Source organism: Mycobacterium lepromatosis, from assembly GCF_000975265.2.
GTDB classification, from domain to species: Bacteria; Actinomycetota; Actinomycetes; order Mycobacteriales; family Mycobacteriaceae; genus Mycobacterium; species Mycobacterium lepromatosis.
Window position 1 is genome coordinate 675449 of sequence record NZ_CP083405.1, and the last position, 23892, is coordinate 699340.

A 23892-nucleotide genomic window follows, 5' to 3' on the forward strand; every position below is an offset into this window, starting at 1 on the left:
CAGGCCAGAATGGCCCGGGAAAAACAGGTCAATCGGACTCAGGGATATTCTCAAGGTCGGAGGTGACTAACGTGGCGGACGACCAAGGCACGGCGCAAGCTTCGCAACCAGCTCGGGTGGTCCCTGGCCCTGCTCTTGAGGCACCGGAGCCACCGGTCGAAACCCTGAAGACTTCTAGCAGTGCGTCTCGTCGGGTCAGGGCCCGGTTGGCCCGTCGGATAACCGCTCAACGCAGCACCATCAGTCCCGTGCTCGAGCCGTTGGTGGCTGTGCATAGGGAATTTTATCCTAAGGCAAACCTTTCGATAGTGCAGCGAGCTTTTGAAGTCGCTGACCAACGGCACGCCAGTCAACTGCGGCGTTCCGGTGATCCGTACATCACCCATCCTCTGGCTGTTGCCAACATTTTGGCTGAGTTGGGCATGGACATCACCACCTTGGTGGCTGCGCTACTGCACGACACGGTCGAGGACACTGGTTACACGCTTGAGGCACTGTCCGAAGAATTTGGTGAAGAGGTAGGCCATCTCGTCGACGGGGTAACCAAGCTGGATAGGGTGGTGATGGGCAGTGCTGCTGAGGGCGAGACCATCCGCAAGATGATTACCGCGATGGCCCGCGATCCACGCGTGTTGGTGATCAAGGTGGCCGACCGGCTGCATAACATGCGCACCATGCGCTTTCTGCCTCCGGAAAAGCAGGCGCGCAAGGCCCGCGAGACGTTGGAAGTTATTGCACCACTAGCGCATCGGTTAGGTATGGCCAGTGTTAAGTGGGAGTTGGAAGACCTGTCTTTCGCGATCTTGCATCCCAAAAAGTACGAAGAGATCGTCCGGCTGGTCGCGGGCCGTGCACCGTCCCGCGATACTTACTTGGCCAAGGTCCGTGCCGAGATCACAACTACCCTGGGGGTGTCGAAAATCAAGGCGAAGGTGGAGGGCCGGCCCAAGCACTATTGGTCGATTTATCAGAAAATGATCGTCAAGGGGCGAGATTTCGACGACATTCACGACTTGGTCGGCATCCGTATCCTGTGCGACGCAATCCGCGACTGCTATGCTGCTGTCGGCGTGGTGCATTCGTTGTGGCAACCGATGGCGGGGCGGTTCAAAGACTACATTGCTCAGCCGAGATATGGTGTATACCAGTCGCTGCACACCACGGTTGTTGGGCCCGAGGGCAAACCGTTGGAAGTACAGATTCGTACCCACGACATGCATCGTACCGCAGAATACGGTATCGCAGCGCACTGGCGCTACAAGGAATCCAAGGGCCGCAACGGTATTCTGCATCCCCATGCAGCCGCAGAGATCGACGATATGGCCTGGATGCGGCAGCTGCTCGACTGGCAACGAGAGGCCGCCGAGCCGGGTGAGTTCTTGGAGTCGTTGCGTTACGACCTTGCAGTGCAAGAGATTTTCGTGTTCACCCCTAAAGGGGACGTTATCACGTTGCCGACCGGGTCGACGCCGGTGGACTTTGCCTATGCGGTGCACACTGAGGTTGGACACCGCTGTATTGGTGCCAGAGTCAACGGACGGCTAGTGGCGCTGGAGCGCAAGCTGGAAAACGGGGAATTCGTTGAAATTTTCACATCCAAAGCTCCCAATGCCGGTCCGTCGCGGGATTGGCAGCAGTTCGTGGTGTCGCCGCGCGCTAAGACGAAGATCCGTCAATGGTTCGCCAAGGAGCGGCGTGAGGAAGCACTAGAGGCTGGTAAGGATGCGATGGCCCGCGAGGTGCGTCGCGGTGGGCTTCCTTTGCAGCGTTTGGTGAATGGTGAGTCCATGGTAGCAGTGGCTCGTGAGCTGCATTACGCTGACGTGTCCGCACTGTATACCGCAATTGGCGAGGGACACGTGTCTGCCCGGCATGTCGTGCAGCGGCTGTTGGCCGAGTTGGGCGGTATCGATCAGGCTGAAGAGGAACTGGCCGAACGGTCCACACCGACGACCATGCTGCGCCGTCAACGTAGCACCGACAATGTTGGGGTTTCGGTCCCCGGTGCCCCAGGTGTCCTGACTAAACTAGCCAAATGTTGCACACCGGTGCCCGGCGATGCGATCATCGGGTTCGTTACCCGCGGTGGCGGGGTTAGTGTGCACCGTACCGACTGCACCAACACGGCATCGCCGCAGCAACGGGCCGAGCGCATCATCGAGGTGTTGTGGGCGCCGTCGTCGTCGTCAGTGTTTCTGGTGGCGATTCAGGTGGAGGCGCTCGATCGGCATCGACTGCTGTTGGACATAACTCGCGCGCTGGCGGACGAAAGGGTGGACATCGTATCGGCGTCGGTCACCACGTCGGGCGACCGGGTGGCTATCAGCCGGTTTACCTTCGAGATGGGTGACCCCAAACACCTCGGATACCTGCTTAATGTGGTCCGCAATGTCGAAGGTGTCTACGATGTCTATCGGGTGATGTCTGCGTCCTGACGTTCGGTGGTTACTCGTAGGCCCACTATATCCCTGACGTGGGTGACCGGCAGGTTAGTCGAGCCGCAACGACTCGATGGTAACTTCGGTGGCTGGTGGACCGTCATCACCGCCGCCGGCGATTCCGCCCTTAGCTATCTTGTCCAGCGTGGCCAGCCCGTCAGCCTGGATCGTTCCGAAGACGGTGTACTCAGGCGGTAACTGCGAGTCCTGGTAGACCAGGAAGAATTGGCTGCCATTGGTGTTCGGACCGGCATTGGCCATCGCCAGCGTGCCACGCGGATACAGAACAGGTTGCTTCAATTTGGGGTCGTTGAGCGGGTACTGATCTGTGGGGTATTCGTTAGCGAACTCGTAGCCTGGGCCTCCCGTGCCGTCGACTTTAGGGTCGCCACACTGTAAGACGCCCAGCTTCGGGGAAGTGGTCAGCCGGTGACATTTTGTGTTGTTGAAGAAGCCCTGGCCGGTCAGGCTAGCGAAATTGTTTACTGTGCAAGGTGATTCGGCGTTGTTTAGCAATAGACCGATATTGCCTTGGTTGGTTGTCATACTTACGCTCACTGTGGCTGGATCGGTCGGCACCTTGCCGGTCCGTGGCGGCTTTACCGGTTTAGCGGCCTTGTTCGCCGATGGTGGGTACTGGCAGTTGGCGCCCAGGTTGATCGACGGCTGGAACGACGGCAACGGCGGAACTGATGGCGTGACGGCGGGAGCCTCAGTTGCTGTCAGGGAGTTGCTGGCGGTCGTCGAGGCGGTATCGTGCTTGTGGCCATGCTTGTTGACCACTACGGTAGCCACTATTGTAGCGATTACGGCCACCGCCGCTACTACGCCACCGCTTATCACCAGGACTCGGCGCCATCGGGCCTGTCTAGCGCGGCGCTCCAGCTGCCGTTTTAGTTTGCGTTTGGCTTTTGCGCGTCGCTGTTCGTTGGTCGGCACGGCCGGGTATGCCTCCATGGTTGTCCGATTAACTTCCGATTAGGTGGGGCCGAGTTGCCAACCAAGGCTAATGTGGGCGCCTCGACCTGTGTCAAGTTTTCGTTTCGCGGCGCTTGTCTCGGCTGCTGAGCGGACCGCATTGTCGTCGACGGCTCGGGATGGGAAACTGGGATTGTGTTAATCACCGGATTTCCCGCCGGGATGCTGCAGTGCAACTGTTACTTGCTGGCCGACCGGCCGGGTACGGATGCCGTCATAGTGGACCCTGGCCAGCGTGCGATGGGCCCGCTGCGGCGCATCCTTGACGAGAATCGTTTGACTCCTGCCGCGGTGCTGCTCACCCACGGCCACATCGACCACATGTGGTCGGCCCAGAAAGTGTCCGACACCTATGGTTGTCCGACGTACATTCATCCTGAGGACCGGTTCATGCTGACCGATCCGCTCTTCGGCTTCGGCCCGCGGATGGCGCAAGTCGTCACAGGAGCGTTCTTTCGCGAACCCAAGCAGGTCGTCGAGTTAGACCGGGATGGTGACAAGCTCGATCTGGGCAGTGTGACCGTCAACGTCGATCATACCCCCGGACATACCCGCGGCTCAGTGTGTTTTTGGGTCGCAGCAGATACCGACGTGGTGTTGACCGGCGACACGCTGTTCAAGAGCACCATCGGTCGCACCGACCTGTTTGGTGGCAGTGGTCGTGATCTATACCGTTCCATCGCCGAAAAATTGTTGGTACTTGGCGACAAGACCGTTGTACTACCCGGGCATGGCCACTCCACCACTATCGGCGCCGAGCGTCGTTGCAATCCGTTCCTCGAGGGCCTGTAGCTTGTGACGGAGTCATGCCCTGTGTTTTCTGGCCCTAAGGGGGTACCGGATTATTTTCCGCCGGACTCGGCGCAATTTGTCGCGGTACGTGATGGATTGCTCACTGCCGCCCGCCGGGCCGGTTACGGCTATATCGAGTTACCCGTTTTCGAGGACACCGCGTTGTTCGCTCGTGGCGTTGGTGAGTCCACTGACGTGGTGGCCAAGGAGATGTACACGTTCGCTGACCGTGGTGACCGCTCGGTTACGCTGCGTCCCGAGGGCACCGCCGGGGTGGTGCGGGCGGTGATTGAGCATGGTCTGGATCGTGGCGCCCTGCCAGTGAAGCTGTGCTACACAGGCCCCTTTTTCCGATACGAGCGTCCTCAGGCCGGCCGATGTCGCCAACTGCAGCAGGTTGGCGTTGAAGCAATCGGTGTCGACGACCCGGCCCTAGACGCCGAGGTGATCACCATCGCCGACGCCGGCTTCCGCTCCCTGGGTTTGGACGGGTTCCGGTTGGAAATCACCTCGCTGGGCGATGGTACTTGTCGCCCGCAATATCGAAAACTGTTGCAGGCTTTTCTCTTGCAGCTCGACCTTGATGAGGACACCCGCCGACGCGCCGAGCTTAATCCGCTGCGGGTTCTTGATGACAAACGACCCCAGGTGCAAGCGATGACGGCCGCAGCGCCGGTGTTGCTAGACCATTTGTCCGACGGCGCCAAGCGACACTTCGATACGGTGCTGGCTCACCTGGACGCCCTGCGGGTGCCATACGTCATCAATCCTCGGATGGTGCGGGGGCTGGATTACTATACGAAAACGACCTTCGAGTTCGTCCATCCCGGCTTGGGTGCGCAATCCGGCATCGGTGGCGGCGGCCGTTATGATGGCCTGATGCGCCAGCTCGGCGGGAAGGACTTGTCGGGCATCGGATTCGGGCTCGGGGTGGACCGGACTTTGCTGGCCCTACACGCCGAGGGCAAGACCGTGGGGGAAGCCACACGCTGCGACGTATTCGGTGTGTCGCTGGGTGAAGCTGCCAAGCTCAAGGTGGCCATGTTGGCCGGGCAACTGCGTGCTGCCGGCGTCCGCGTCGACCTGGTCTACGGGGATCGCGGGTTCAGGGGCGCGATGCGTGCAGCGGTCCGTTCCGGCGCTCGCATCGCGTTGATAGTCGGTGATGGCGCCGTCGAGGTCGGCTGTGTCGGTGTGAGGGATCTAGCCACCGGTGAACAGGTCTCGGTACCTGTGGATTCTGTTGTCTTCGAAGTGATTTCGAGAATTGCTCCGGCTTAGCTAGGATGGCCTCGTCAGGCGAAATTTGTCGTTCTTCTGAACCAGGTGGCGCTGTTATTTACCATACAGTTGGGGAATGGACGTGGTCGTGGAGGCCGGTTCGCGGGGGGATGCCGAGGTGTTGAGAGCGAAGGCATGTCATTTGTGATTGCGGTTCCTGAACTGGTGGCGGCCACAGCGACGGCTCTGTAGGGAAGTCGGTATTTCGCTGAGCGAAGCCGACGCCGTGTCTTCCGCGCGTGGAGTACGGCCGGCCGGTGTTGACGAAGTGTCGGCGGCCATTGCGACGTTGTTTCCGAGCGTGATCCGACTTACCAGGCGCTCAGTGCTCAGGTGGAGCAATTTCACCAATAGGTTCGTGCAGGCTCAATATCGTTGCGGCGCAGTATGTCAGTGCTGAGTTGGCAAATACTTCGCTGTTGCAAACTTTGGAACAAAAGCTGTTGGGTTGGGTCAATGTGTCCACCGAGGCGTTGTTGGGACGTCCGCTAATTGGCAATGGCGGCATGAAAGGTAACGGCGGTCAATTGGCGGGCACTTTGGGGATGATGGGTGCGGTGCAGCGCTTCCGAGTGTGGACTTGACGAATACTCGAACTAATGTTCGCATATAAACATGCGTTGGGCTGGTCAGACCGCCGCGGTCAACGGGACGCTTGTCGACGACGGGGCGCTGCCAGGGCTGCAGCGGATCGGTCTCGTCTGAAGCGTGCGTGTTCCGCATTTCGAAAGCCGCTACGTACTGATGCCCGGCATCATCAACACGCTCGTCGAGTCCGGTACGCTGCTGTCAACCCTCTCGACCTAAGGTATCCTGCTGCGCAGGGACCTATCGTTCATCGCCGACGCGGTGCAACAGGTGTCGCTTTGCGGTAGCTGATGCAAAGGTACAGCCGAGATGTCGAATTGGGCACATCGACACTGCAGGAGCGTCTGGGACTGATCAGCGCAATCCGCGACGCCGGTCTCCTGGCATGTAATGGTTGCTGGTCTTGCCCGCATTTCACCGAGTCCATCGAGCGCCTCGACTGGTTGCTTGGCCAGATCGTGGCTACCGGTGTGAAGGTTTTCGTCCTACATTTACGTGGTTCGATCCGCGGCTGATTCATATCCTGGTTGGCCTGCGTGCATCTTGCACTCGTCGGCCAGTACCGGGAGCTATATCAGTGCAGAGTCTATCTGCCGTTGAGCTGCTGTGAGATGTTTCGGCGACGTTCTGCGTTGCTGATGACGAGGTATCAGCTGATGGGTGACTACCGCCGGTTGCCGTTGACGACCACATCGGCAGCGGTTCCGGTAACTGTCCAGTCGACCTTGTTTTGAACTAAGCGGCGTGCGGTTTGGTAAGGGTAAACTGGTCTATTACGATTATGGCGCCGCACAGCCCGCTCACCAAATAATACGTTGCCTTGATTAACATATTGTGGATTTGGTTGACCCGGATCGGCGTAGAAAGCCGCAAAGTTGTAAGGGGTGTTGCGGTCTCGAAATGCCGACCGCGCCGCATCCTTGTAAAAAGTATATCGGCACCTTAACGTGCGGTCGCGGGATCAAATGCACCGACGTCGGTCAGCACGCGGCACTATGGTTGGAGGAAACAAGCAGCGCGTTGTTAGGCAATGAGGTACTGCTGCCGATGACTATGTGCACTGTGCCCCAGGTGGTGTCGATGAGGTCGTTTCGTATGTCGGCGAGTTTGTCTGCAAGTTAGCGCTTCTGCTTTCTTGCCTAGGATTCGTGCACGTATGAATTGCCGCCGTCTTAGAAGGCCACGTTGTCTTTGTTCGGGCTTGTTACCTGCCCAGAACTGGCAGTGAATGAGTAGCATAGATCGTACAGCTGCGGTCTAGATCCCAAATCGGGCACCGCAAGGTAGATCTGATAAGAACCGTAACCAATTGGCTCGTTGCCTAATTCGTTTTCGTGATTGCCGACTTCCGGCATCAATGGCCAGTAACGCGCCAAACGGGTGTTGTTGTCAAGCAAGTGCAACCAGGTGAAAATCCGGTCTTAGGCGAGGTTGGCGTAGCACAGTTCACTGCTTACGAGGTTGAACAGCGGTGCGATGCGTTTGATCGCAATCGTGGTATCGTCGGCTGCGGGCGAGCAGATCTTATAGCTTAATATATGTATTTTTGTTCAGTCTGCCTAGCTTCGGAGTAGATAGGTCGCTGAAATTGTATTAATAGCAGAATTTCATCATTGTGGCGCGGTGTTCCTCGGCCCCTAGCCCGGACTCTATACCATTGTGCATCGCGGTGTAGATGTAGTCGATGTCCGCCGGTCAGGTTCGTCAAACGGGCGTTGTTGGCGCTGCCTTCTTTGTTGGACTGCGTGTCTCGGTAAGTTCGGGTGTAGGCCGGCATGGCTTGACCAAACCCAGATGTCGGCACGCAACGGCCGTGCGGGTTGCGCATGGCCTCGGTTGTGGCGTTTTTGCCAAATTGCAGATACAGGTTACCCACCGGCTGTGCGCCATGTCGCTCCGGCCGGAGTATGTATTATGCGTGACCGCGTGGGCGAGATCACAACAGTGCAGCCCCGCCCGCACCAATGATCGCCGATACCGTGCTCGCCATTAACCTGCGGCGGCTGACGCCGGGTCTGATGTTTGGGGTGGTCGGGTCAGGGCCATTGGCCCGTTGCGGATTGTCGCTCATTCAGTTTCACACCCTGAGCTGGGAGCCCGGTTAGTGTATCTGCCGGTGAACGTCTGCCGGGACTGCTATGTGGGTAACTGAATCCGGTAGTGTTTTAGTCGTGATGAACCTGCGAAAAGTGACCAGCGTGGTCGCGATCGCAACATTTGGGATGGTGCCGGAAGTCGCAGCGACTACGCCGATGGCAGCCGCGGACCCAGCCGTTCATCAGGTGGTCTACACTGTAGTAGCCGCTAGTGATCTGACTGTCGACATTAAGTACATGAACACCGATCCGCCCCACTAAGCGGCCTTTAACGCTGACTCAGCGAAATATCTGAACACCGTGCACACCCCGATATCATCAGTGGCCAGCCACTGGTCTGTACTGTCATGTGACAGATCCGAACTAGTTGACGATCGTTACCGTCAACAGTGGGCTGCGGATCTATCTCTAATTCCACTGTGAGATCGCGGTGGACGGTCAGGTGGTGGTGGTGTCGTAAAGTGATAGCTTTTGCTTCTCGTTCTTGATGTGGTCGTGGTAATTGGCACGCACGCAATAGCCGATAGATGCGACCGTGAGCGTGGTTAGGCGGTGCTCTTGTCCTTGGGTTACCTGGTTGGAAATCAGTCGCACTCTATCGACATCAAGCGCTTGTGCAACCTTGCGGAGTCCGTCAGGGTGTACTACATCGTGTGATAAACGTAATCGACATAGCTGTTTTCGTAGTAACAGTGGTCAGTTATCTGCTCTTAAGAGCAGGGCTACAAGCCATCATACCCGGTTGCAGGCATTGAACAATGTTCGGCGTTCGCTGGACCTACGACGCGAGTACGGCGGCTAGGTAAGCTCACGGGGTCTGGCCGGCTCGTACTCGAGATTGTAAGCTGTTACAGATACGCTAACTTTTATGCCGCCTTACCACCGTTGTGGTTTTTGACACCTGGTTAGCCCGTTAGACTGCGGTGATCTGCTGGGCTAACTTAGCCCCCGGTGCTGGTTGGCGGATGCCAAAGAATAATCGCTAGAAACGCGCGATACGCCGTCGAGTCATGAGTCCGCATTGCCGTACATTCTGCTCCTAGTAATCCAGGTATTGCGCCTCAAGGGTCGATCTCTTAGCAGCGCGTTGTTCGTTGCCAGCCGCTGTTTCTGAGAGCGGCGTTTATCGGTGATCTTCTGCGAGGCCAGTTACGTGCATCGCGGTAAGGTCCTATGGCGTTGTACGGTCTCTTGGTGAGTCACAGAGAGTTGTTTAACGACCTCAAGCAGACACTTCTGATACGATGGACCGCCTCAAACATTCACGTCGCCGACGGTCCAGACAGAATGAATCAAGTCTGATTGACATCAGTTCCTAGATGGAAATGCGTTGCGGTACAGTGCCTTGTGAAATCCCAGTGGTCAATCGTTCCAGGATTCCTATTATTGCCTATAGTAACCCGGCCAGCAGCGGCATCGATATGAGCACCGAACTGCTGGTCAGCATGTTTGAGTCCATCGATAACATCAGCATGCTCAAAGAATCCATCGGTGAGTTGTCCTGGATGCGGTGCATCATCGAACTCAATGGCGGCCGACGGCCCTTCTGTAACGGGAGCAACCTGCTAGTACTCGACGCGCTGAAGGTTGGTGCATCTGGTTGGCGCACTACAGCAACCACTTTGCGTCCGCAGCCGTACATCGACCTGTACGACGCAGTACACTTCGGCGATCTGGAGAAAGCACAGATTCTTTACGATGACTTCAAGCAGTTTCTGAAGTTCATCGTCGCAGTCGGGTTGGCCACCATCGTGAAAGCCGGTCTCAATTTGCTGGGATTGTTCGCCGGAGATCCGCGTGTGTCGTTGCTGCCGCCCGATGCACAAGGACGTGCCGAGTTGCGGAAGCGGTTCATTCTCAAATGAGTCGGTGTTCAACCCAGCATTGTCGGTTGCGATGGGTGGCCGATACGCCCACGATTACTAGATGACGTCAGAGCGAATGGCATGCGTGACGACACGCACCAATACGTCGTGAAAGATGTGTTGATTGTGCACTCAGAGTAATTGAGCTGCATAACACACTTTGTGTGTGCTCCTTTCCTCCCACCCTGATCGGTTGGCCAGTGTGTATGTCGCGGCTATCCCAAAATTCTTGGCGTCGAAGGTGTCACACTTCTTCGGGTCATCGCTCTGATACCCCACGGTGAACCACTTCTGCCGTTGCGCAGAGTAATCGTGTGTCCACCATTCTGGGGTGGTATGTCTGGTTGCGGCTTTCTGGATATGATCGTCGCTCACTGGGGACGCAGCCAAGAGGGCGTCTTGGGTGTCCCTGTCGTTCAACGGCTCCAGGTAGGGCACCCCAGTGTTGTCCTGCTTGATCGTCGCCGCTTCGTGTGCTCACACACCGCCTTCAACTTGGTGCGCACACCGTTGCCGTGGGCGCTTTGCTGGGCAGAGGCGGAGCACCCCCCTGCAGGTTTGCAAGTGATGGTCTTATTCGTGAGCTACCATGTATTCCCGGCCAATTGGGCCGCTGCTGGAACTGAATTTGTCGATAAGTACTTGGAGAAAGTCGGTGTCAAAGTACTTCGTCTGGTCCACCGAGCAGTAGAATGGTCCCACTGCGCGAGTGGTCGGTTTGTGGCTGCTGTTCATCTGGCTGCTGAACGGCCTGTATGTGCGATCGGATGTAGCTCGCAGCAGTTGTTTTCATACAGCGTCCACGGAGTTACCCGTGTCTACCTACCCGGCATTGCACGTAACTTATTGGCATCGTCCTCCAGGTTTGCCTCTGTGCAAGTCGAAACTGGGCACTACGTTATCGGTAGTGTAGATTCGCTGCTGGCTAAGAATGCCGTCCGGATCCATGCCTAGGAACATCGCAACCACTACGACTAACCGCCCCGCCGCCAGAGTTCGACGTGGTGCTGGTGTTCATCTGCGTACCCTCGTTGGAGGTACAACATACGCTTCGTTGCGCTTTGATCTTTGCATTCTGACCCAGCCTATAGTATTGGCTTTGCACACCGCAGACCCTGGCGTGCCAGCGTTGCTAGCCGGGTCCGTCGCTGACCGCAGCCAGCAGCGGCACCAACGACATCGCTGATCGGGGTCGCCAGACCGTGGGCGCGTGTCTTGCAGATGATCGCCGCGTTGCGGATATCCCATTCCAGCCACCCATGGCTTTCCCGGTCGGCCAGGATCGGCTTGCCCATATCTGCTGCCGTCTTACTGAAGAGCCTGACCAATTCGTCAGCCAGCTGTGCATCTTCAGGCCTGGGCGACGGTCAGACATTCGGTGACATAGCGGCGCGACAGTGCGGCGAAACATTCCACTGCGCCGACCCGACAGCGCCATAAATCCGGCCAGCGCAATCTTGGTTATGGGGTTGGTAGCGGCACGGTCGAAAAGTTACACCGCCCCTTAGACTGGGTAGTCGTTAGTTGTCAACTAAAATGGGGAGTGTTTGTGCTGCGTAGCCACGGCGCTGGTGTGTTACGGAAAAGCGATGCTGGGCAGCAGGTGACATTAGCTGGCTGGGTGGCTCGCCGCCGCGACCATGGCGGCGTCATTTTCATTGATCTGCGCGACTCCTCGGGCATCACACAGGTGGTGTTTCGCGAGCCTGACGTGTTGGCCCAAGCGCATCGGCTGCGCGCTGAGTTTTGTGTAGCGGTCTCCGGCGTAGTCGAGATTCGCCCGGAGGGTAACGCCAATGCCGAGATTCCCACTGGCGAGATCGAGGTCAACGCCATGTCGCTGACCGTGCTCGGCGAGAGTGCGCCGCTGCCGTTCCAACTCGATGGGCCTGCGGGCGAGGAATTGCGGTTGAAGTACCGCTATCTCGACCTACGTCGCGACGGCCCCGGATCGGCAATTCGGTTGCGCTCCAAGGTGAATGCCACTGCTCGCTCCGTGTTAGCGCGCCACGATTTCGTCGAGATCGAGACACCGACGATTACCCGCTCAACTCCAGAGGGCGCGCGCGACTTTCTAGTTCCGGCCCGGTTGCGGCCGGGCACGTTCTATGCTCTGCCGCAGAGCCCGCAACTCTTCAAACAGTTGCTGATGGTGGCCGGGATGGAGCGTTACTACCAGATTGCTCACTGCTATCGCGACGAGGACTTACGTGCCGACCGCCAGCCCGAATTCACCCAGCTCGACATGGAGATGAGCTTCGTTGATGCCGAGGACGTCATCGCGATCTCTGAGGAAATCCTGACTGCGCTGTGGATGCTGATAGGGTACCAGATTCCGACGCCGATCCCGCGGATCAGCTATGCCGATGCTATGCGAAGGTTCGGATCTGACAAGCCCGACTTGCGGTTCGGGCTGGAGCTCGTCGAATGCACAGAGTTTTTCTGCGACACCACTTTCCGTGTCTTCCAAGCACCGTATGTCGGTGCGGTAGTAATGCCCGGTGGTGCTGCACAGCCGCGGCGCACACTGGACGGGTGGCAGGACTGGGCCAAACAGCGCGGGCACCGCGGCCTGGCCTACGTGTTGGTGACTGACGACGGTACACTCGGCGGACCGGTGGCCAAGAACTTCAGCGATGCCGAACGCTCTCACCTGGCCTCCCACGTGGGCGCCGAACCCGGGGACTGCATCTTCTTTTCAGCGGGCCCGGCGAAGTCGTCGCGGGCGCTGCTGGGGGCCGCCCGCGGTGAGATCGCCAACCGGCTGGGCCTGATCGACCCCGAGGCGTGGGCGTTCGTTTGGGTGGTCGACCCGCCGCTTTTCGAGCCCGCCGACGAGGCCACCGAGGCCGGAGAAATGGTAGTGGGCTCTGGTGCGTGGACCGCGGTGCATCACGCTTTCACATCGCCGAAAACGGAATTCGAGGACAGCATCGAGTCCGATCCCGGAAGCGTGTTGGCCGATGCCTACGACATCGTCTGTAACGGCCACGAGATTGGTGGCGGCTCGGTTCGTATTAACCGCCGCGATATCCAGGAACGGGTGTTCGCAGTTATGGGACTGGACAAGTCCGAGGCAGAAGAGAAATTCGGGTTCCTTTTGGAGGCTTTCACATTTGGCGCACCTCCGCACGGCGGTATAGCCTTTGGCTGGGATCGGACCAATGCCTTGCTGGCCGGGATGGAGTCGATACGCGAGGTGATCGCGTTTCCCAAGACCGGCGGTGGTATCGACCCGCTCACCGATGCGCCGGCTCCGATAACCGCTCAGCAGCGCAAGGAATCCGGAATAGACACCAAGCCCAAACAGGTTGAGCAGTCATGACAGAACAGTTTCCGGACGCGGAAACGGTAAAGGCGTTCAACAAAACTAGCGTCGGCGAGTTCTAGGACAACGGCGGCAAGGTCGGTGGGCAATTCGCCAATTCAAACTTGCTGCTGCAAACAACGACCAGCGCCAAGTCTGGCCAACGCCGGGCTTCACCGCTGACCTATTTCCGCAGCGACGGCAAACTGGTCATCACCGAGTGCCCTCGTCGGCGCCTCGGTCAGTCTGACCTGGGTGCACAACCTACGGGAACACGTCGAGATCGGGGATCGAAGCGTCCGACGGGACGGCGCGCGAATTGCCGTTTCCGAAGCGTGACCAGAGCTTCCCGAAAGTTACCTCTTCCGCACCGGGATTCGCAGACTGCCGAGTCAAGACCAGTCAAGTGGTCCCGCTGTTAGAGCTGTACCAGATCTAGCAGCAGGTAAGTAATTAGAGTGATTCCCTGTGTTTTTCAAAAACTGATGCTCTCAACACAATTACGGAGTTTTCACGGCTTAGGAGTTCCAACTCTGCGCATACCTTCAGCGTTTAGCATCGCCGGTCGCGGCCGTTTGGTATTGGAAGCCACACCCAACACCCGGCATGTGTCCGCCGAGACCGATCTCGGAGGTGACATGCACTACACAGACCGCCATTCTCAATCGCTAGGCGGACACACTGCTTTGCGTAACTCTGGGGTGTACTTCGCGTATAACCCCGAAGGATATATATCCTTCGGGGTTATATATTACCTACTGGCTAGCTATCCACTACCAGGGGTCAACCCGAATTTTGCATGGTCTTTGGGATTTGCACAGGGTCGATGCGCAAAGATCGCATTTCAATATCTACCACCGACAGGCCATACCTGGCGTGTCGGATCACGTATACCGAATTTCTGAATACTATACTATCATTGTGTAGTAATGAAACGAGAGGTGTTTTCATCTGGCTATATATTTTAATATAGGCCCAATTTGCAGTAATGTACGTGGAATTGACCTCTTAGTCTTGTTGCTTAATTTTAGTCGATAAACTTAGTGAACGTGCATGGGTTCGTTAAGCACAAGGTAAATTTGGCATGTCTTTGTAAGTGTAGGGACTGAGGCGTTACAAGTTATTTTCTATGGAAATGTGGAAATTCTTGATTGGGATGTTGTCATCGATAAGTAAGGTGGCCCTAGCAACAACCGTCGTGAATTCTTCTGCGATCAATTCGGAATCACAAAAGGTGACAGCATATCCTGGTCAGTTATGCGCAGCAGGATCAGAAGACCATCCTTAGGCGATAGTCTGCGGTCGTTGAAGTCGATAACGCCAAGACTTTGAGCAAAACGAGCTATGCTACATAGTCTTCATGAGCCAGAAGGAACAGCTAACAAAAATGATGTATTCCCAACTGCTATCATCGAAGATAAACTTAGGCAACATGTATACCGACCCGGCGGGTTCCTACTTGCTGATACTCGCCGCCCAGGTGTGGAAGGCGGTGGGTTAGAAAGTAAGGGTCATCAGGTTGTTGTTCAAGAGAATTCTTCTCTAATATCGCTACGGACGACTGGTCAATTTGCTGCTGCGACACAGGAAATTGATGTAGTCAAGCCGTTTATTAAAGTGGCTGAATGACCTTGGTGGGAAGTTCTCGGAGATTGAGGAACAAACCTATAGCCCATAGTATCAAACTTTCTCGATGTACGTAGTAAGATAATGTATTCGGAGTGGACCGCTGTTAACCGTGCGCGGAGGGCGAGACTGGTAAATAACAACTTATTCGTGCTATACTTAGGTGGAGACCGCGGCACTCGGCCTGGACTACGCAAGGTAATGTTTTGAGGACGGTCAGGCGGTGAAAAGGCATAGGCCGTCGAGGCTGCCTTCGTGGAAGCAACTGCCGTCGATCGCCAACAATACCCAGTTTATTCAGTCGATGCCACTTTCTACAGAATCACCTTAGTTCGATGATCCATTGTGATGGTGTTAGGCCGGTACGATTTATAGCGTTGCGTGCATCTAGCCCATGGAAAAATTTTGTTGTAGTTAGGTGAGTTAGTCGTTGAGCCTGCAATTCGAATCGGGGTTGCCCAGATGATGTTTTGTTGTATTGGAAGCAGCACGTGTGTAACTTGTTCGGCTTGAAGTCATTCCGTTATTTATAAACTCCCCATAGAACGTCGCGACCTTACGCACTTTACTGTGCACGTGGTTCGCCAACCGCTACACTCACGCACATCGTCCGGGAGGCGGACTGCTGCCGCCGCTTGTAGCTTATGTACGTTGATTTCGGCAACCTTCGAAAACACGATCTCCCTTCTTAACGCTTCCTCCGCTCACTACTTAAGGAACGTCACCCGCGAGCGCGCGAAATATTCGAAACCCAGGCATCCACTCACGGCAACAACCTGGAACACCTCCCGGTATGGACTCCAGCGTCACTCTAAATTTAGTTTAGTAGTTAGTACAAATTTTGACAATACAAATATGCGCCGGCATCAGAGGGTAACGTACCACCAAGTTCAACTATCCGTGAGCGCCTAGCCAGAATCATAACCCTTTTCAATGGAACTCCTTGGTCGGTGCGGGTGACTGTTGGTGCAATCATTGTCACCGTCCCGAACGCGAGCTCCCTGATCAACATGACAAACAAGGGAACGGGGAATTCTACCTAGCCACCAGTAGGGATATCCCTCTGATCGCTAATGGGGACTTTCACATGGCTACGGCCACAGTTCACTCGTGTAACAGGGCACGCCGTGACGAAGATGCTTAATGACTCTATAGCTGCAGTCTATCCCGTAGACAAATTAATGTGATTCGCCCCACCCTTTCACAGACCATTCTAACACAGCCGAAGTGACACGAATAGCAGCAATCGTTAACCAGACAAAAGGAATAAATAGGTTATTTAAATTTTAATTTGATGGATTTTCGGTGTGCTAACACCGTGAGGTGAACTTCGTGCTTATATTGACTTGCTGATAACACAAGGTTGGTTCGGAGAAAAATATTCATTAATCGCACCCATCAAGGCTGTATACTTGTAGTACTAGGAAAAAACTCCTGGGTGATAAAGCAATCTATGCCTAAAGAGATTTCGACTGTGCTGTCGTTGATGACTTCGTTTGTGGAGCTGCCGTAGATTGTTCACCAGGTCAAGTCGGTACAGAAGGCGTCGTCGTGCCGAGTACGATAGCAGCTAGTCAGGTGGTGGAGCGAATCCCCCCGGCGCAGTAGTCCTCGACTAGCTTCTTAGGCGCCTGCGTCAGCCAGGCTTTAGTGATCAACTCTCCGAGATCGGGGATGTCGATCTCGGAGAGTTTAACCAGCATCTCCGGATAGCCGTCGAAATGCGGGGTAGTGAAATACACTCCTGGGTCGTTGGCGATTTAAGGCGCACTCGATACCCGCATCAGAAGACCCGGACATCGAGGATGTTGCCGCTCGGTGGGTCGGCCCTGCATGCTGTCAGGGCGTCACGGTAAGATTGGCGTAGGGAGTCGTTCTCACGCAATCCATCTCTTGCTAACCCGCTGGATGTGCGGTGGCTGCCTGGTGGTGGGTGAGATGCTTTACGACATCGTTCCATGCGGCCACGTGTCGATTGTGCGCCGGCTATGGTGATCTTGGTGTTGATTGCCGACTGAGCCCACGCGAGGGACGAGTGTGATGTGCTTGGCCTTGTTGGACCACCGGGCTTGTCTCGTGGAGTTAGGTCAGTATCGAGACCAAGGGGGTTGTTTTTTGTCGGAAGGTAGCGTGTTGCTTCTGACGCCTTGTGCGACTCGCCGCCAGCTGCGCATCTGGTCGGTGGGCCCCGCGATCCTGACCAGTTGTTGGCCGGTTATCGCGTCACGTGGATGCGACAGCTGTTGTTTGACCTGCGTGACGGTCGGTCCGGTTGGCACCCTCTAGGTGCCAGTGTGTTTACACTTTGGCACCTGGAGGCACTCCCGTTAATCCTTGCTCTGGAAGACTGGACCACGTTGGAATCCAGTGTCGTGCAACCCAGTCGGTTGTTCCATGCGGCCCTCGCTGACCTTTATGGGTTGCGTCGCTGCGTCACCAGCGGGGTGTTGCCGGTTGTGCCGCTGCTGTTCGCTCACCCTAGGCTATGTCCGGGTGGCCAATGCGACCGAAATACCGGGCCGTCATCAGTTTTATATATGACTGTGACATCAGCCAGAACCGGTCCGGGAACTTTCTGGTCGATGCGGATTGGACGCAGGTACTGTCGGGAGCCGGATAGGCGCTGGCCAACCGTTGGGTCGTCACGCGCGTGGCTTCTTGCCTGTAAGGACGGGTCGTGCTGCATCCGGCGTCGCCAGTTTCGTGCCGACGTTGCGGCCGGCGCTGATCGATGCCACACCCGAGGCCGCCGAAGATCCGGTGGTTGGTTGTGGTTCCCCGGCATCCACTCCGAGATTGTGGATGTGCTCGCTGAACACCATGAAACAGATCGACATGGTGTTGCTCCGGGTCAACGTCTACTACGTTGACCCGCTGGATTTGCTGTCTGATTCGAGGCCGGGTGTGGTAGGTCTGGTCGAATGTTGCAGCGCGGGTTGGTGACTGTGGTCAGCGCTCTGAGCACCAGTGTCCTTGAAAGCGCAAGGCCCATGTGGTTATTGCCCGGTTTGTCGCTGCAGCTGCTTGGCGAAAGCCCCGCTGGTTCTAGCGGCCGCGCATATCGAAGCCGCGCCCTGGCAGTGGTTCGGTCAGGAGTTGCCACGGTTTTCCTCCGCGCCCACCAACTACTACCGCCCGTCGACCATTACCTGGGCAGGTTGATTGCTGCCGGTTTTGGGGTGCGGTTGTTTATCGTCTCACAGCGCGGTGGTTACGCATTGGTGATCGGTGTCCTGGAGTATATCCTTACCCCCCGGGTAACGCTTCGTGCAATCTGAATACCCGTGCGGCTAAGGGTATCCGGGTCAGGCCGCCGACCCGGATCGCGCCGAAGTTATCATTCCCGTCGGTTGAATGGGCGGTGTTAAAGACCGGCGGCACTCGCGGCATCAGCCCGCTACGGGTGCTGTCCGACATTTTTTGGGTCGGACGTTACGCTGAGCTCACTGCGGGGATGGCCCGACTACTGGTCTTCACCCGGGAGCGGTACCATGAATTCCACCACCGCGAGGACATTGACGGTAGCAAATGTGTGCTAGTCGTGCTCATTGCACTCGGGCAGGCCACCAGCACTGATATTACTGACGCGCAAGCAACGCTAGGATCGCTGACTACTATCCTGGAGCGTCGTCGCTGACGTGGTCGGTCGCGCGGCGTGGACTGGCTTTTAGCGGGATCAAATGTCGAAGGACATCTAGGATGGTGCTCGGCAGTGTCGAGTGGTCACCGGCGCAGCTGTCTGCTCCGGTCTCGGCGACGTCTGGGCAGTCCCTCGAACCGGGCAAACTGGCGAATCCGGCGAGTCATCCGCGTTCGCTGACGACACCAAATTCGCCCCGGTGCAGGCCACGACGCTAACATTGTCCCAGTTGGCGGACGAATCGGTGGTGTGTGGTGTCGACTTGACCATGACCGATATCGGCAAACGTATCGAAAGCAAGCAGTGGCTGACCACGCTGCTGGAGGCCATCCCGTTGACGGACCACAGCCGTGCCGCTGAGCAAACGATCATTTGAGTCCACGCAGGTGGCTTGCGAGTCATCGGTGATCTACCTGCGGAGCGACCTCCGCGCGGTGAGTGTTGCTACGGTTGCTGAGCTGATACTTTTCGAGGTCGACAATCCGAGGTCGCTAGTCTATGAGCTGGAGCGGCTGCGGGCCGACTTGCGCAAGCTACCTGGAGCGTCGGACTTGTTGCGAGTTGAACGGTGGGTCGACGACATAATTATTCGACTGCACCGGCTCGATCCGACACACTTCGATGTGGTCACTGCCAACGAGAAGCGCGCCGAGTTGGCGGAATTGCTGACCGGTATACACAACGTGCTGCTTGACCCGGCCAACGTCACCACCGCCACCCGGCTCTCGCTGCTCGGCGAAGTGCAGCCACTGCGGGGACCAGACCAACGTCGGGTGATGCCATGACGTCACATGAAGCGGACGCAGCTGACATGGCGACGACCCGGCAGTACCAAGAGCCGCAGTATAGGGTACCGCTATTCCGACGTTGTCACCAGTTCCTGCGGTCGTGGGTTCCTCACGCCATGCGACTCCTTGCGTCAGCGCTGTGTCGACCATCGGTTGCATATCGCGCCTGTCCCTGCCTACAGCTCGATCAGCCGCGACGGCTACGGCAACCTCAGCTCCTACTTCCACGTCACCGAGCCGCACCGCACCCTGACCGTCACCAGTGAATCCGTTGTTGACGTGTACTCAACCCCACCTGAGCTGTTTACCAATGGGCTGGCGTCGGCACCGTGGGAGGCGGCCCGGCCGGCCGGGCGGCGGGGAGTGCTGGCCACCGAAATGCACGCTGGATCTGAATCCGCCGAAGATCACTGACGAAGTGCGGCAGTACGCTGCGTCAAGCTTCGAGCCGAAGCGTCCACTGATCGAGGTGCTGCGCGGCCTCATCGCACGGATCTACGCCGATTTCACTTATCGTTCGGGCTCCACGACGATTTCCACCGGAGTTAACGAGGTTCTGCTGGCCCGAGAAGGGGTATGCCAAGATTTCACTCGGTTGGCGACTGCTTGTTTACGCGCCAACGATCTGACGGCCAGCTATATATCAAGTTACTTGGCCACCGATCTTCCGCCGGGGAAGGATCGGCTGGTTAGTATCGATGCGACCCATGCCTGGGCCTCAGTCTGGACGCCGCAACAGTCTGGCCAATGCGAGTGGTTGGGCCTGGATCTCCATCAATGACCAGCTGGTTGACGAGCGATACATTGTCGCCGGCCAGGGCCGCGACTACGCGGACGTGCCACCGCTGCGCGGCATCATCTACACGAACTCTGGAGCCACAGCGTGATCGACGTTGCCGTTGACGTAGCGCCCTGCGAAGGCGGCACCCTTTATGCGTGATCCGATGTTCCAACTGCGGCCAGCGCCCGACGTTCGAGAAACCTCCATGTGTCTGTCCTACGGCAGCGCGCTGGGGTTTTCGCCGAAGGCTATGGCGCTGGTGGGGATTGGCAACGCCGAGCACGCCGGTGCCGTTGTTGCCGGAGATTATCAACCGTGTGCCAATCTTCATCTGGACGAATGCAATGGTTGGTCCTCGTTGATTAACCTGGCGGGTTGTGCACGTCATGCGCATTGACTCAATAATAGCAGCACGATGCGTAAACCATTGATTTAGCCGAGTTCGTCCGAGTCGAAGCGGCGGCTGATCGCGCAAGTAAACGAACTAAAGTTGCCGCTTGTCGGGCGTGCCCCAGAATCCCGACTTGAACTGGTATTCATCTGCTGCCCAGCAAGCACGATAAGTGTCGTAGCCGGGCATGACAGCGGCGTCATCACCCTGGATTTGACCACGGGCGACGATGTTCACTGCGAGCAGTTTCAAGTTGAGCTGAACGAGCTCACTGTTCTCTGCTCGGGCACTTCCGCCACGGGAACGGATGCTACTTAGTGTTTAGTATCAAAGTATACCGGCTGATCACCAAGTCGGGTGTATACGTGGAGTACGATCACGGATCGTTCGTTGATCTCGTCTCCAACTAAGTTGAGGTGCTAGTCTATGGCGGCCTGCCCGCTGACTGGTAGGAATGCTTTGTGTCATTGTATATGGCCGGGCACGCCGCTGAGGATTGGGCTGAGATGTTTGTTAACTATCTGCACATCCGCGATGCCCTGGACACCTTCGGCTTGGTGCGGTTTGACGTCGGCTTCAGTAACCTTTGAGCGACGCGTGTTGGGCTTCAGCGCTTTTCTCACCATCATCGGCATGTGGCTGCCGTTGTCCTGGTTGTTGAACATGGTTAACCGTTCGATGGACCACGGTGACCTATACTTGTACTTGCTTCGTGTTGATGCCCTTCGTTTTGGACAAGATGCAGTTAACTAACGCCGTCGTCGACGATTTGACTTCCAGCCTAGACAACAGCACAGAGGTACACGGCCGGGGTTAGGCGAAGTGGGACCCGGCGGCGGTGGACCGCCACTGGGGGTGGGGGAGAAGCTCCGTAACCAGAAAGTGGTGGATAGTCGGGAAGGCTCTGGTTGCCGCTCTACTTAGTCGGGTGGGTTAGTTAGATAGTCCGTGGCCGGCTTATTACCTTGATTTGTTTGCAAGTTAGCTGTGGAGACCGTTGGGCACCCAATCATCGGGGTTTACCGTGACTGACGTGTCTGCCCTTCGTGGTATTTCTAATGTCGTGTCCGACAGTTTGTTTGATCTGCCTGGCGCGCCGCAGCCGACCGACCACGCCTTGGGTGTCTCGGCCGGGGTCCCGCTGGCGGTGCGAATGCGTCCGGCATCACTGGACGAGCTGGTTGGACAGGGTCACTTGTTGGCACCGGGGTCGCCGTTGCGCCGTCTTGTCGAGGGCTCTGGTGTGGTGTCGGCCATCCTCTACGGCCCGCCGGGATGCGGTAAGACGACCCTGGCAGCTCTGATCTCGCAGGCGACCGGGTGCCGGTTCGAGGCACTGTCGGCGTTGTCGTCGGGTGTCAAAGACGTTCGAGCTGTTTTGGAGAGTGCAAAGAGTGCGTTGCGCTCGGGGAAGCGGACTGTGCTGTTTATCGACGAAGTGCACCGATTCTCCAAGACCCAGCAGGACGCTCTGCTTTCCGCGGTGGAGAACCGGGTGGTGTTGCTGGTTGCGGCGACCACCGAGAACCCGTCGTTTTCAGTGGTGGCGCCGCTGCTATCTCGATCGCTGATACTTCAGTTGCGACCGCTGAACGCTGACGACATCCGTGCCGTGGTGCAGCGGGCCGTCTACGATCCTCGTGGCCTGGGAGGACAGATCGCGGTGGCACCCGAGGCCGTAGATTTGCTAGTTAGGTTGGCAGCCGGCGACGCCCGACGGGTTTTGACCGCATTGGAGGTGGCCGCCGAAGCCGTTCAAATCGGTGACGAGCTGACGGTCGCGGCCATCGAACAATCCTTGGACAACGCCGCGGTGCGTTACGACCGGGACGGTGACCAGCACTACGATGTTGTTAGCGCCTTTATCAAATCGGTGCGTGGCTCCGACGTGGATGCTGCGCTGCACTATCTGGCACGCATGGTGATCGCCGGAGAGGATCCAAGGTTCATCGCGCGCCGGCTGCTGGTCCTGGCTAGCGAAGATATCGGCCTGGCTGACCCGACCGCGCTTCCGCTTGCGGTCGCGGCCGCGCAGACTGTTCAGTTAATCGGCATGCCCGAAGCCCAGCTGGCCCTGGCACATGCCACCATTCATTTGGCTACTGCACCAAAGTCGAACGCCGTCGTGACTGCGCTGGGTGCCGCGTTAGACGACATCAAAGCCGGCAAGGCCGGTTTGGTGCCGGCCCACCTGCGCGACGGGCATTACTCCGGTGCGGCAGCGCTGGGCAATGCCAAAGGCTACAAGTATTCCCACGATGACCCCGACGGTGTTGTTGCCCAACAGTATCCGCCGTATGAGCTGGTGGGAGTGGACTACTATCGGCCTACCGGTCGTGGCGGTGAACGTGAGCTCGTCGGCCGACTGAACCGGCTGCGCGCGATAATCCGCGGCCGGCGAGGCTAGCCGTTCGAGTAGTGTGTGGCTGGCTGCACGCTTGTCATCAGACCAGATCGGGCACCATCAAGTGCGCGATCGCTGGATCGAAGTCGGCCACGTCGAGTACTTCGGTTTCCAAATCCGGACCTGTTTGCTGCGCAACTTGGTTGCCCGGTCGCGGTTGCTGGCCATTGCGTTATGTGCTCTCGAACGTCGGGCAGGTTACCGCACGCCGGCATACGGGTGGTCGGCCACCAGGCTGGTGCTGCAGAACCCGTTGAGTTTCTCCAGTTCTGGCAACACCCATGTCCGGTGAAGTCTACTGATCGGCTGCGCTGGCGGATACCGTTTTGAGCCAGATAGCCCGTGCGCATGCGTCCTCGTGCGAGCGGTGGTTACGGTGCAGCAGAGTGATCTCCCATTCTTCGACCTGTGTCTGCCGTTGAACATCTGCACAGCCTGATAGCGAATGCGCACCAGCCGCGCATTGCCTGCCCGCTCTCCCGAGAGCTGGTGGTGATGCATCTGCCGGACTGTTGGTCTACCAACAGGGGTTGTCGCCTGGATGGTGGTAGAGCGTGTGTACACGATCGACCCCCCCCATCCTCTCTGGGCAGTGTTCTGGGTGGCCGCCACCGGTTCACTAAAACTGTCTTCCTCCGACCACTTAGGCGTGGCAATGCTTCTTGCGGGGCTGTTTCGCGGGTTACGCATCGGATTGGCAGGTAGACAAGCCACGCCTGTAGGCTGGGCTGTGTGCATACCAATGTGCTGGATGTGAACACTGCGTGTCGTCGTATCGTGGATCTTACCGACGCGGTACGCGAATTTGGCGCTACTCACAGCGACGACCGGTAGTCTTTGCGGTCGAAAGTGTCGTTAGACGGCTTTCTAATTGTCTGGTGTCTGGCAAATAGGCTTGAAATCGACCCCAAGCAACG

General features: G+C 57.3%; 19 protein-coding genes and 8 pseudogenes. 22 read left to right on the forward strand and 5 right to left on the reverse strand.

What is annotated here, in order from left to right:
• Positions 1–71: 71 nt before the first annotated feature.
• The gene (locus tag MLPF_RS03110; protein ID WP_045842509.1) at positions 72–2435 is read left to right on the forward strand and encodes a RelA/SpoT family protein; all 2364 of its coding nucleotides are present in this window, start codon (positions 72–74) and stop codon (positions 2433–2435) included.
• Between the two features lie 54 nt (positions 2436–2489).
• Here MLPF_RS03110 and MLPF_RS03115 read toward each other — a convergent pair whose 3' ends face one another.
• On the reverse strand, positions 2490–3377 hold the full coding sequence (locus MLPF_RS03115; RefSeq protein ID WP_045842510.1) for a peptidylprolyl isomerase: 888 nt from the start codon (positions 3375–3377) through the stop codon (positions 2490–2492).
• Between the two features lie 174 nt (positions 3378–3551).
• On the opposite strand from MLPF_RS03115, the gene MLPF_RS03120 reads away from it, so the two are divergent.
• The 8 genes and pseudogenes from MLPF_RS03120 to MLPF_RS03150 all read left to right on the forward strand — a co-directional run.
• Entirely contained in the window at positions 3552–4208 is a 657-nt protein-coding gene (locus MLPF_RS03120; RefSeq protein WP_045842505.1) for an MBL fold metallo-hydrolase, read from the forward strand.
• A gap of 3 nt (positions 4209–4211) precedes the next feature.
• A complete protein-coding gene (gene hisS / locus MLPF_RS03125; protein ID WP_045842506.1) occupies positions 4212–5489 on the forward strand; it encodes a histidine--tRNA ligase in 1278 nt (425 codons plus the stop codon).
• Between the two features lie 148 nt (positions 5490–5637).
• A complete protein-coding gene (locus MLPF_RS16960) occupies positions 5638–5889 on the forward strand; it encodes a PE family protein (protein WP_082082303.1) in 252 nt (83 codons plus the stop codon).
• 1 nt (position 5890) lies between these two features.
• Positions 5891–6073 carry a hypothetical protein gene (locus MLPF_RS03130; protein WP_050038912.1) on the forward strand — a complete coding sequence of 61 codons (183 nt, stop codon included), beginning with the start codon at positions 5891–5893 and terminating at the stop codon, positions 6071–6073.
• A gap of 31 nt (positions 6074–6104) precedes the next feature.
• A pseudogene (locus tag MLPF_RS03135) lies at positions 6105–6811 on the forward strand (radical SAM family protein).
• A gap of 1230 nt (positions 6812–8041) precedes the next feature.
• Positions 8042–8182: a hypothetical protein gene (locus MLPF_RS03140; protein WP_237817241.1), complete on the forward strand. Its 141-nt coding sequence runs from the start codon at positions 8042–8044 to the stop codon at positions 8180–8182.
• Between the two features lie 69 nt (positions 8183–8251).
• A complete protein-coding gene (locus MLPF_RS03145; protein WP_175266332.1) occupies positions 8252–8434 on the forward strand; it encodes a hypothetical protein in 183 nt (60 codons plus the stop codon).
• Between the two features lie 1115 nt (positions 8435–9549).
• Positions 9550–10038, forward strand: a pseudogene (locus MLPF_RS03150) (dihydrodipicolinate synthase family protein); the annotation flags it as partial.
• 219 nt (positions 10039–10257) lie between these two features.
• Here the strand turns inward: MLPF_RS03150 and MLPF_RS03155 are convergent.
• Positions 10258–11056, reverse strand: a pseudogene (locus tag MLPF_RS03155) (neutral zinc metallopeptidase); the annotation flags it as partial.
• 67 nt (positions 11057–11123) lie between these two features.
• On the reverse strand, positions 11124–11366 hold the full coding sequence (locus MLPF_RS16095) for a hypothetical protein (RefSeq protein WP_193386716.1): 243 nt from the start codon (positions 11364–11366) through the stop codon (positions 11124–11126).
• Between the two features lie 215 nt (positions 11367–11581).
• Here MLPF_RS16095 and aspS point away from each other — a divergent pair, with 215 nt between their 5' ends.
• On the forward strand, positions 11582–13363 hold the full coding sequence (aspS, locus tag MLPF_RS03165) for an aspartate--tRNA ligase (RefSeq protein WP_156146959.1): 1782 nt from the start codon (positions 11582–11584) through the stop codon (positions 13361–13363).
• Between the two features lie 246 nt (positions 13364–13609).
• Here aspS and MLPF_RS16965 read toward each other — a convergent pair whose 3' ends face one another.
• Positions 13610–13741, reverse strand: coding sequence for a hypothetical protein (locus tag MLPF_RS16965; protein ID WP_420329574.1), 132 nt, complete (start codon positions 13739–13741; stop codon positions 13610–13612).
• A gap of 964 nt (positions 13742–14705) precedes the next feature.
• Between MLPF_RS16965 and MLPF_RS03175 the strand changes: the two genes are divergently transcribed.
• Positions 14706–14846: a hypothetical protein gene (locus MLPF_RS03175; protein ID WP_162196867.1), complete on the forward strand. Its 141-nt coding sequence runs from the start codon at positions 14706–14708 to the stop codon at positions 14844–14846.
• Positions 14847–16545: 1699 nt separating this feature from the next.
• Here MLPF_RS03175 and MLPF_RS03180 read toward each other — a convergent pair.
• Positions 16546–16911: pseudogene (locus MLPF_RS03180) on the reverse strand (MmcQ/YjbR family DNA-binding protein).
• A gap of 291 nt (positions 16912–17202) precedes the next feature.
• On the opposite strand from MLPF_RS03180, the pseudogene MLPF_RS16970 reads away from it, so the two are divergent.
• The 11 genes and pseudogenes from MLPF_RS16970 to MLPF_RS16975 all read left to right on the forward strand — a co-directional run.
• Positions 17203–17445: pseudogene (locus tag MLPF_RS16970) on the forward strand (hypothetical protein); the annotation flags it as partial.
• Between the two features lie 184 nt (positions 17446–17629).
• Positions 17630–17914, forward strand: coding sequence for a hypothetical protein (locus MLPF_RS03185; RefSeq protein ID WP_236684857.1), 285 nt, complete (start codon positions 17630–17632; stop codon positions 17912–17914).
• A 47-nt stretch (positions 17915–17961) separates the two neighbouring features.
• The gene (locus MLPF_RS03190; RefSeq protein WP_052696423.1) at positions 17962–18249 is read left to right on the forward strand and encodes a hypothetical protein; all 288 of its coding nucleotides are present in this window, start codon (positions 17962–17964) and stop codon (positions 18247–18249) included.
• An 83-nt stretch (positions 18250–18332) separates the two neighbouring features.
• On the forward strand, positions 18333–18608 hold the full coding sequence (locus tag MLPF_RS03195; protein WP_050038919.1) for an alpha-E domain-containing protein: 276 nt from the start codon (positions 18333–18335) through the stop codon (positions 18606–18608).
• 82 nt (positions 18609–18690) lie between these two features.
• Entirely contained in the window at positions 18691–18987 is a 297-nt protein-coding gene (locus tag MLPF_RS03200; RefSeq protein ID WP_050038920.1) for a hypothetical protein, read from the forward strand.
• A 10-nt stretch (positions 18988–18997) separates the two neighbouring features.
• A complete protein-coding gene (locus MLPF_RS03205; protein ID WP_052696424.1) occupies positions 18998–19396 on the forward strand; it encodes an alpha-E domain-containing protein in 399 nt (132 codons plus the stop codon).
• 6 nt (positions 19397–19402) lie between these two features.
• Positions 19403–20339 (forward strand): annotated as a pseudogene (locus MLPF_RS03210) (transglutaminase family protein).
• Positions 20336–21388, forward strand: a pseudogene (locus MLPF_RS03215) (putative zinc-binding metallopeptidase). The pseudogenes MLPF_RS03210 and MLPF_RS03215 overlap by 4 nt, the downstream one beginning before the upstream one ends.
• A gap of 234 nt (positions 21389–21622) precedes the next feature.
• The gene (locus MLPF_RS03220; protein ID WP_162196869.1) at positions 21623–22978 is read left to right on the forward strand and encodes a replication-associated recombination protein A; all 1356 of its coding nucleotides are present in this window, start codon (positions 21623–21625) and stop codon (positions 22976–22978) included.
• Positions 22979–23009: 31 nt separating this feature from the next.
• Positions 23010–23267 carry a hypothetical protein gene (locus MLPF_RS03225; RefSeq protein ID WP_175266336.1) on the forward strand — a complete coding sequence of 86 codons (258 nt, stop codon included), beginning with the start codon at positions 23010–23012 and terminating at the stop codon, positions 23265–23267.
• A gap of 440 nt (positions 23268–23707) precedes the next feature.
• A pseudogene (locus MLPF_RS16975) lies at positions 23708–23800 on the forward strand (secondary thiamine-phosphate synthase enzyme YjbQ); the annotation flags it as partial.
• Positions 23801–23892 lie beyond the last annotated feature (92 nt).

Bases quoted from the DNA above. Each gene is read 5' to 3' on its own strand.
- MLPF_RS03140 (WP_237817241.1), top strand. From the start codon at position 8,042: ATGATCGCCGATACCGTGCTCGCCATTAACCTGCGGCGGCTGACGCCG.
- MLPF_RS03145 (WP_175266332.1), top strand. From the start codon at position 8,252: ATGAACCTGCGAAAAGTGACCAGCGTGGTCGCGATCGCAACATTTGGG.
- MLPF_RS03175 (WP_162196867.1), top strand. From the start codon at position 14,706: ATGAGCCAGAAGGAACAGCTAACAAAAATGATGTATTCCCAACTGCTA.
- MLPF_RS03190 (WP_052696423.1), top strand. From the start codon at position 17,962: ATGTGGTTATTGCCCGGTTTGTCGCTGCAGCTGCTTGGCGAAAGCCCC.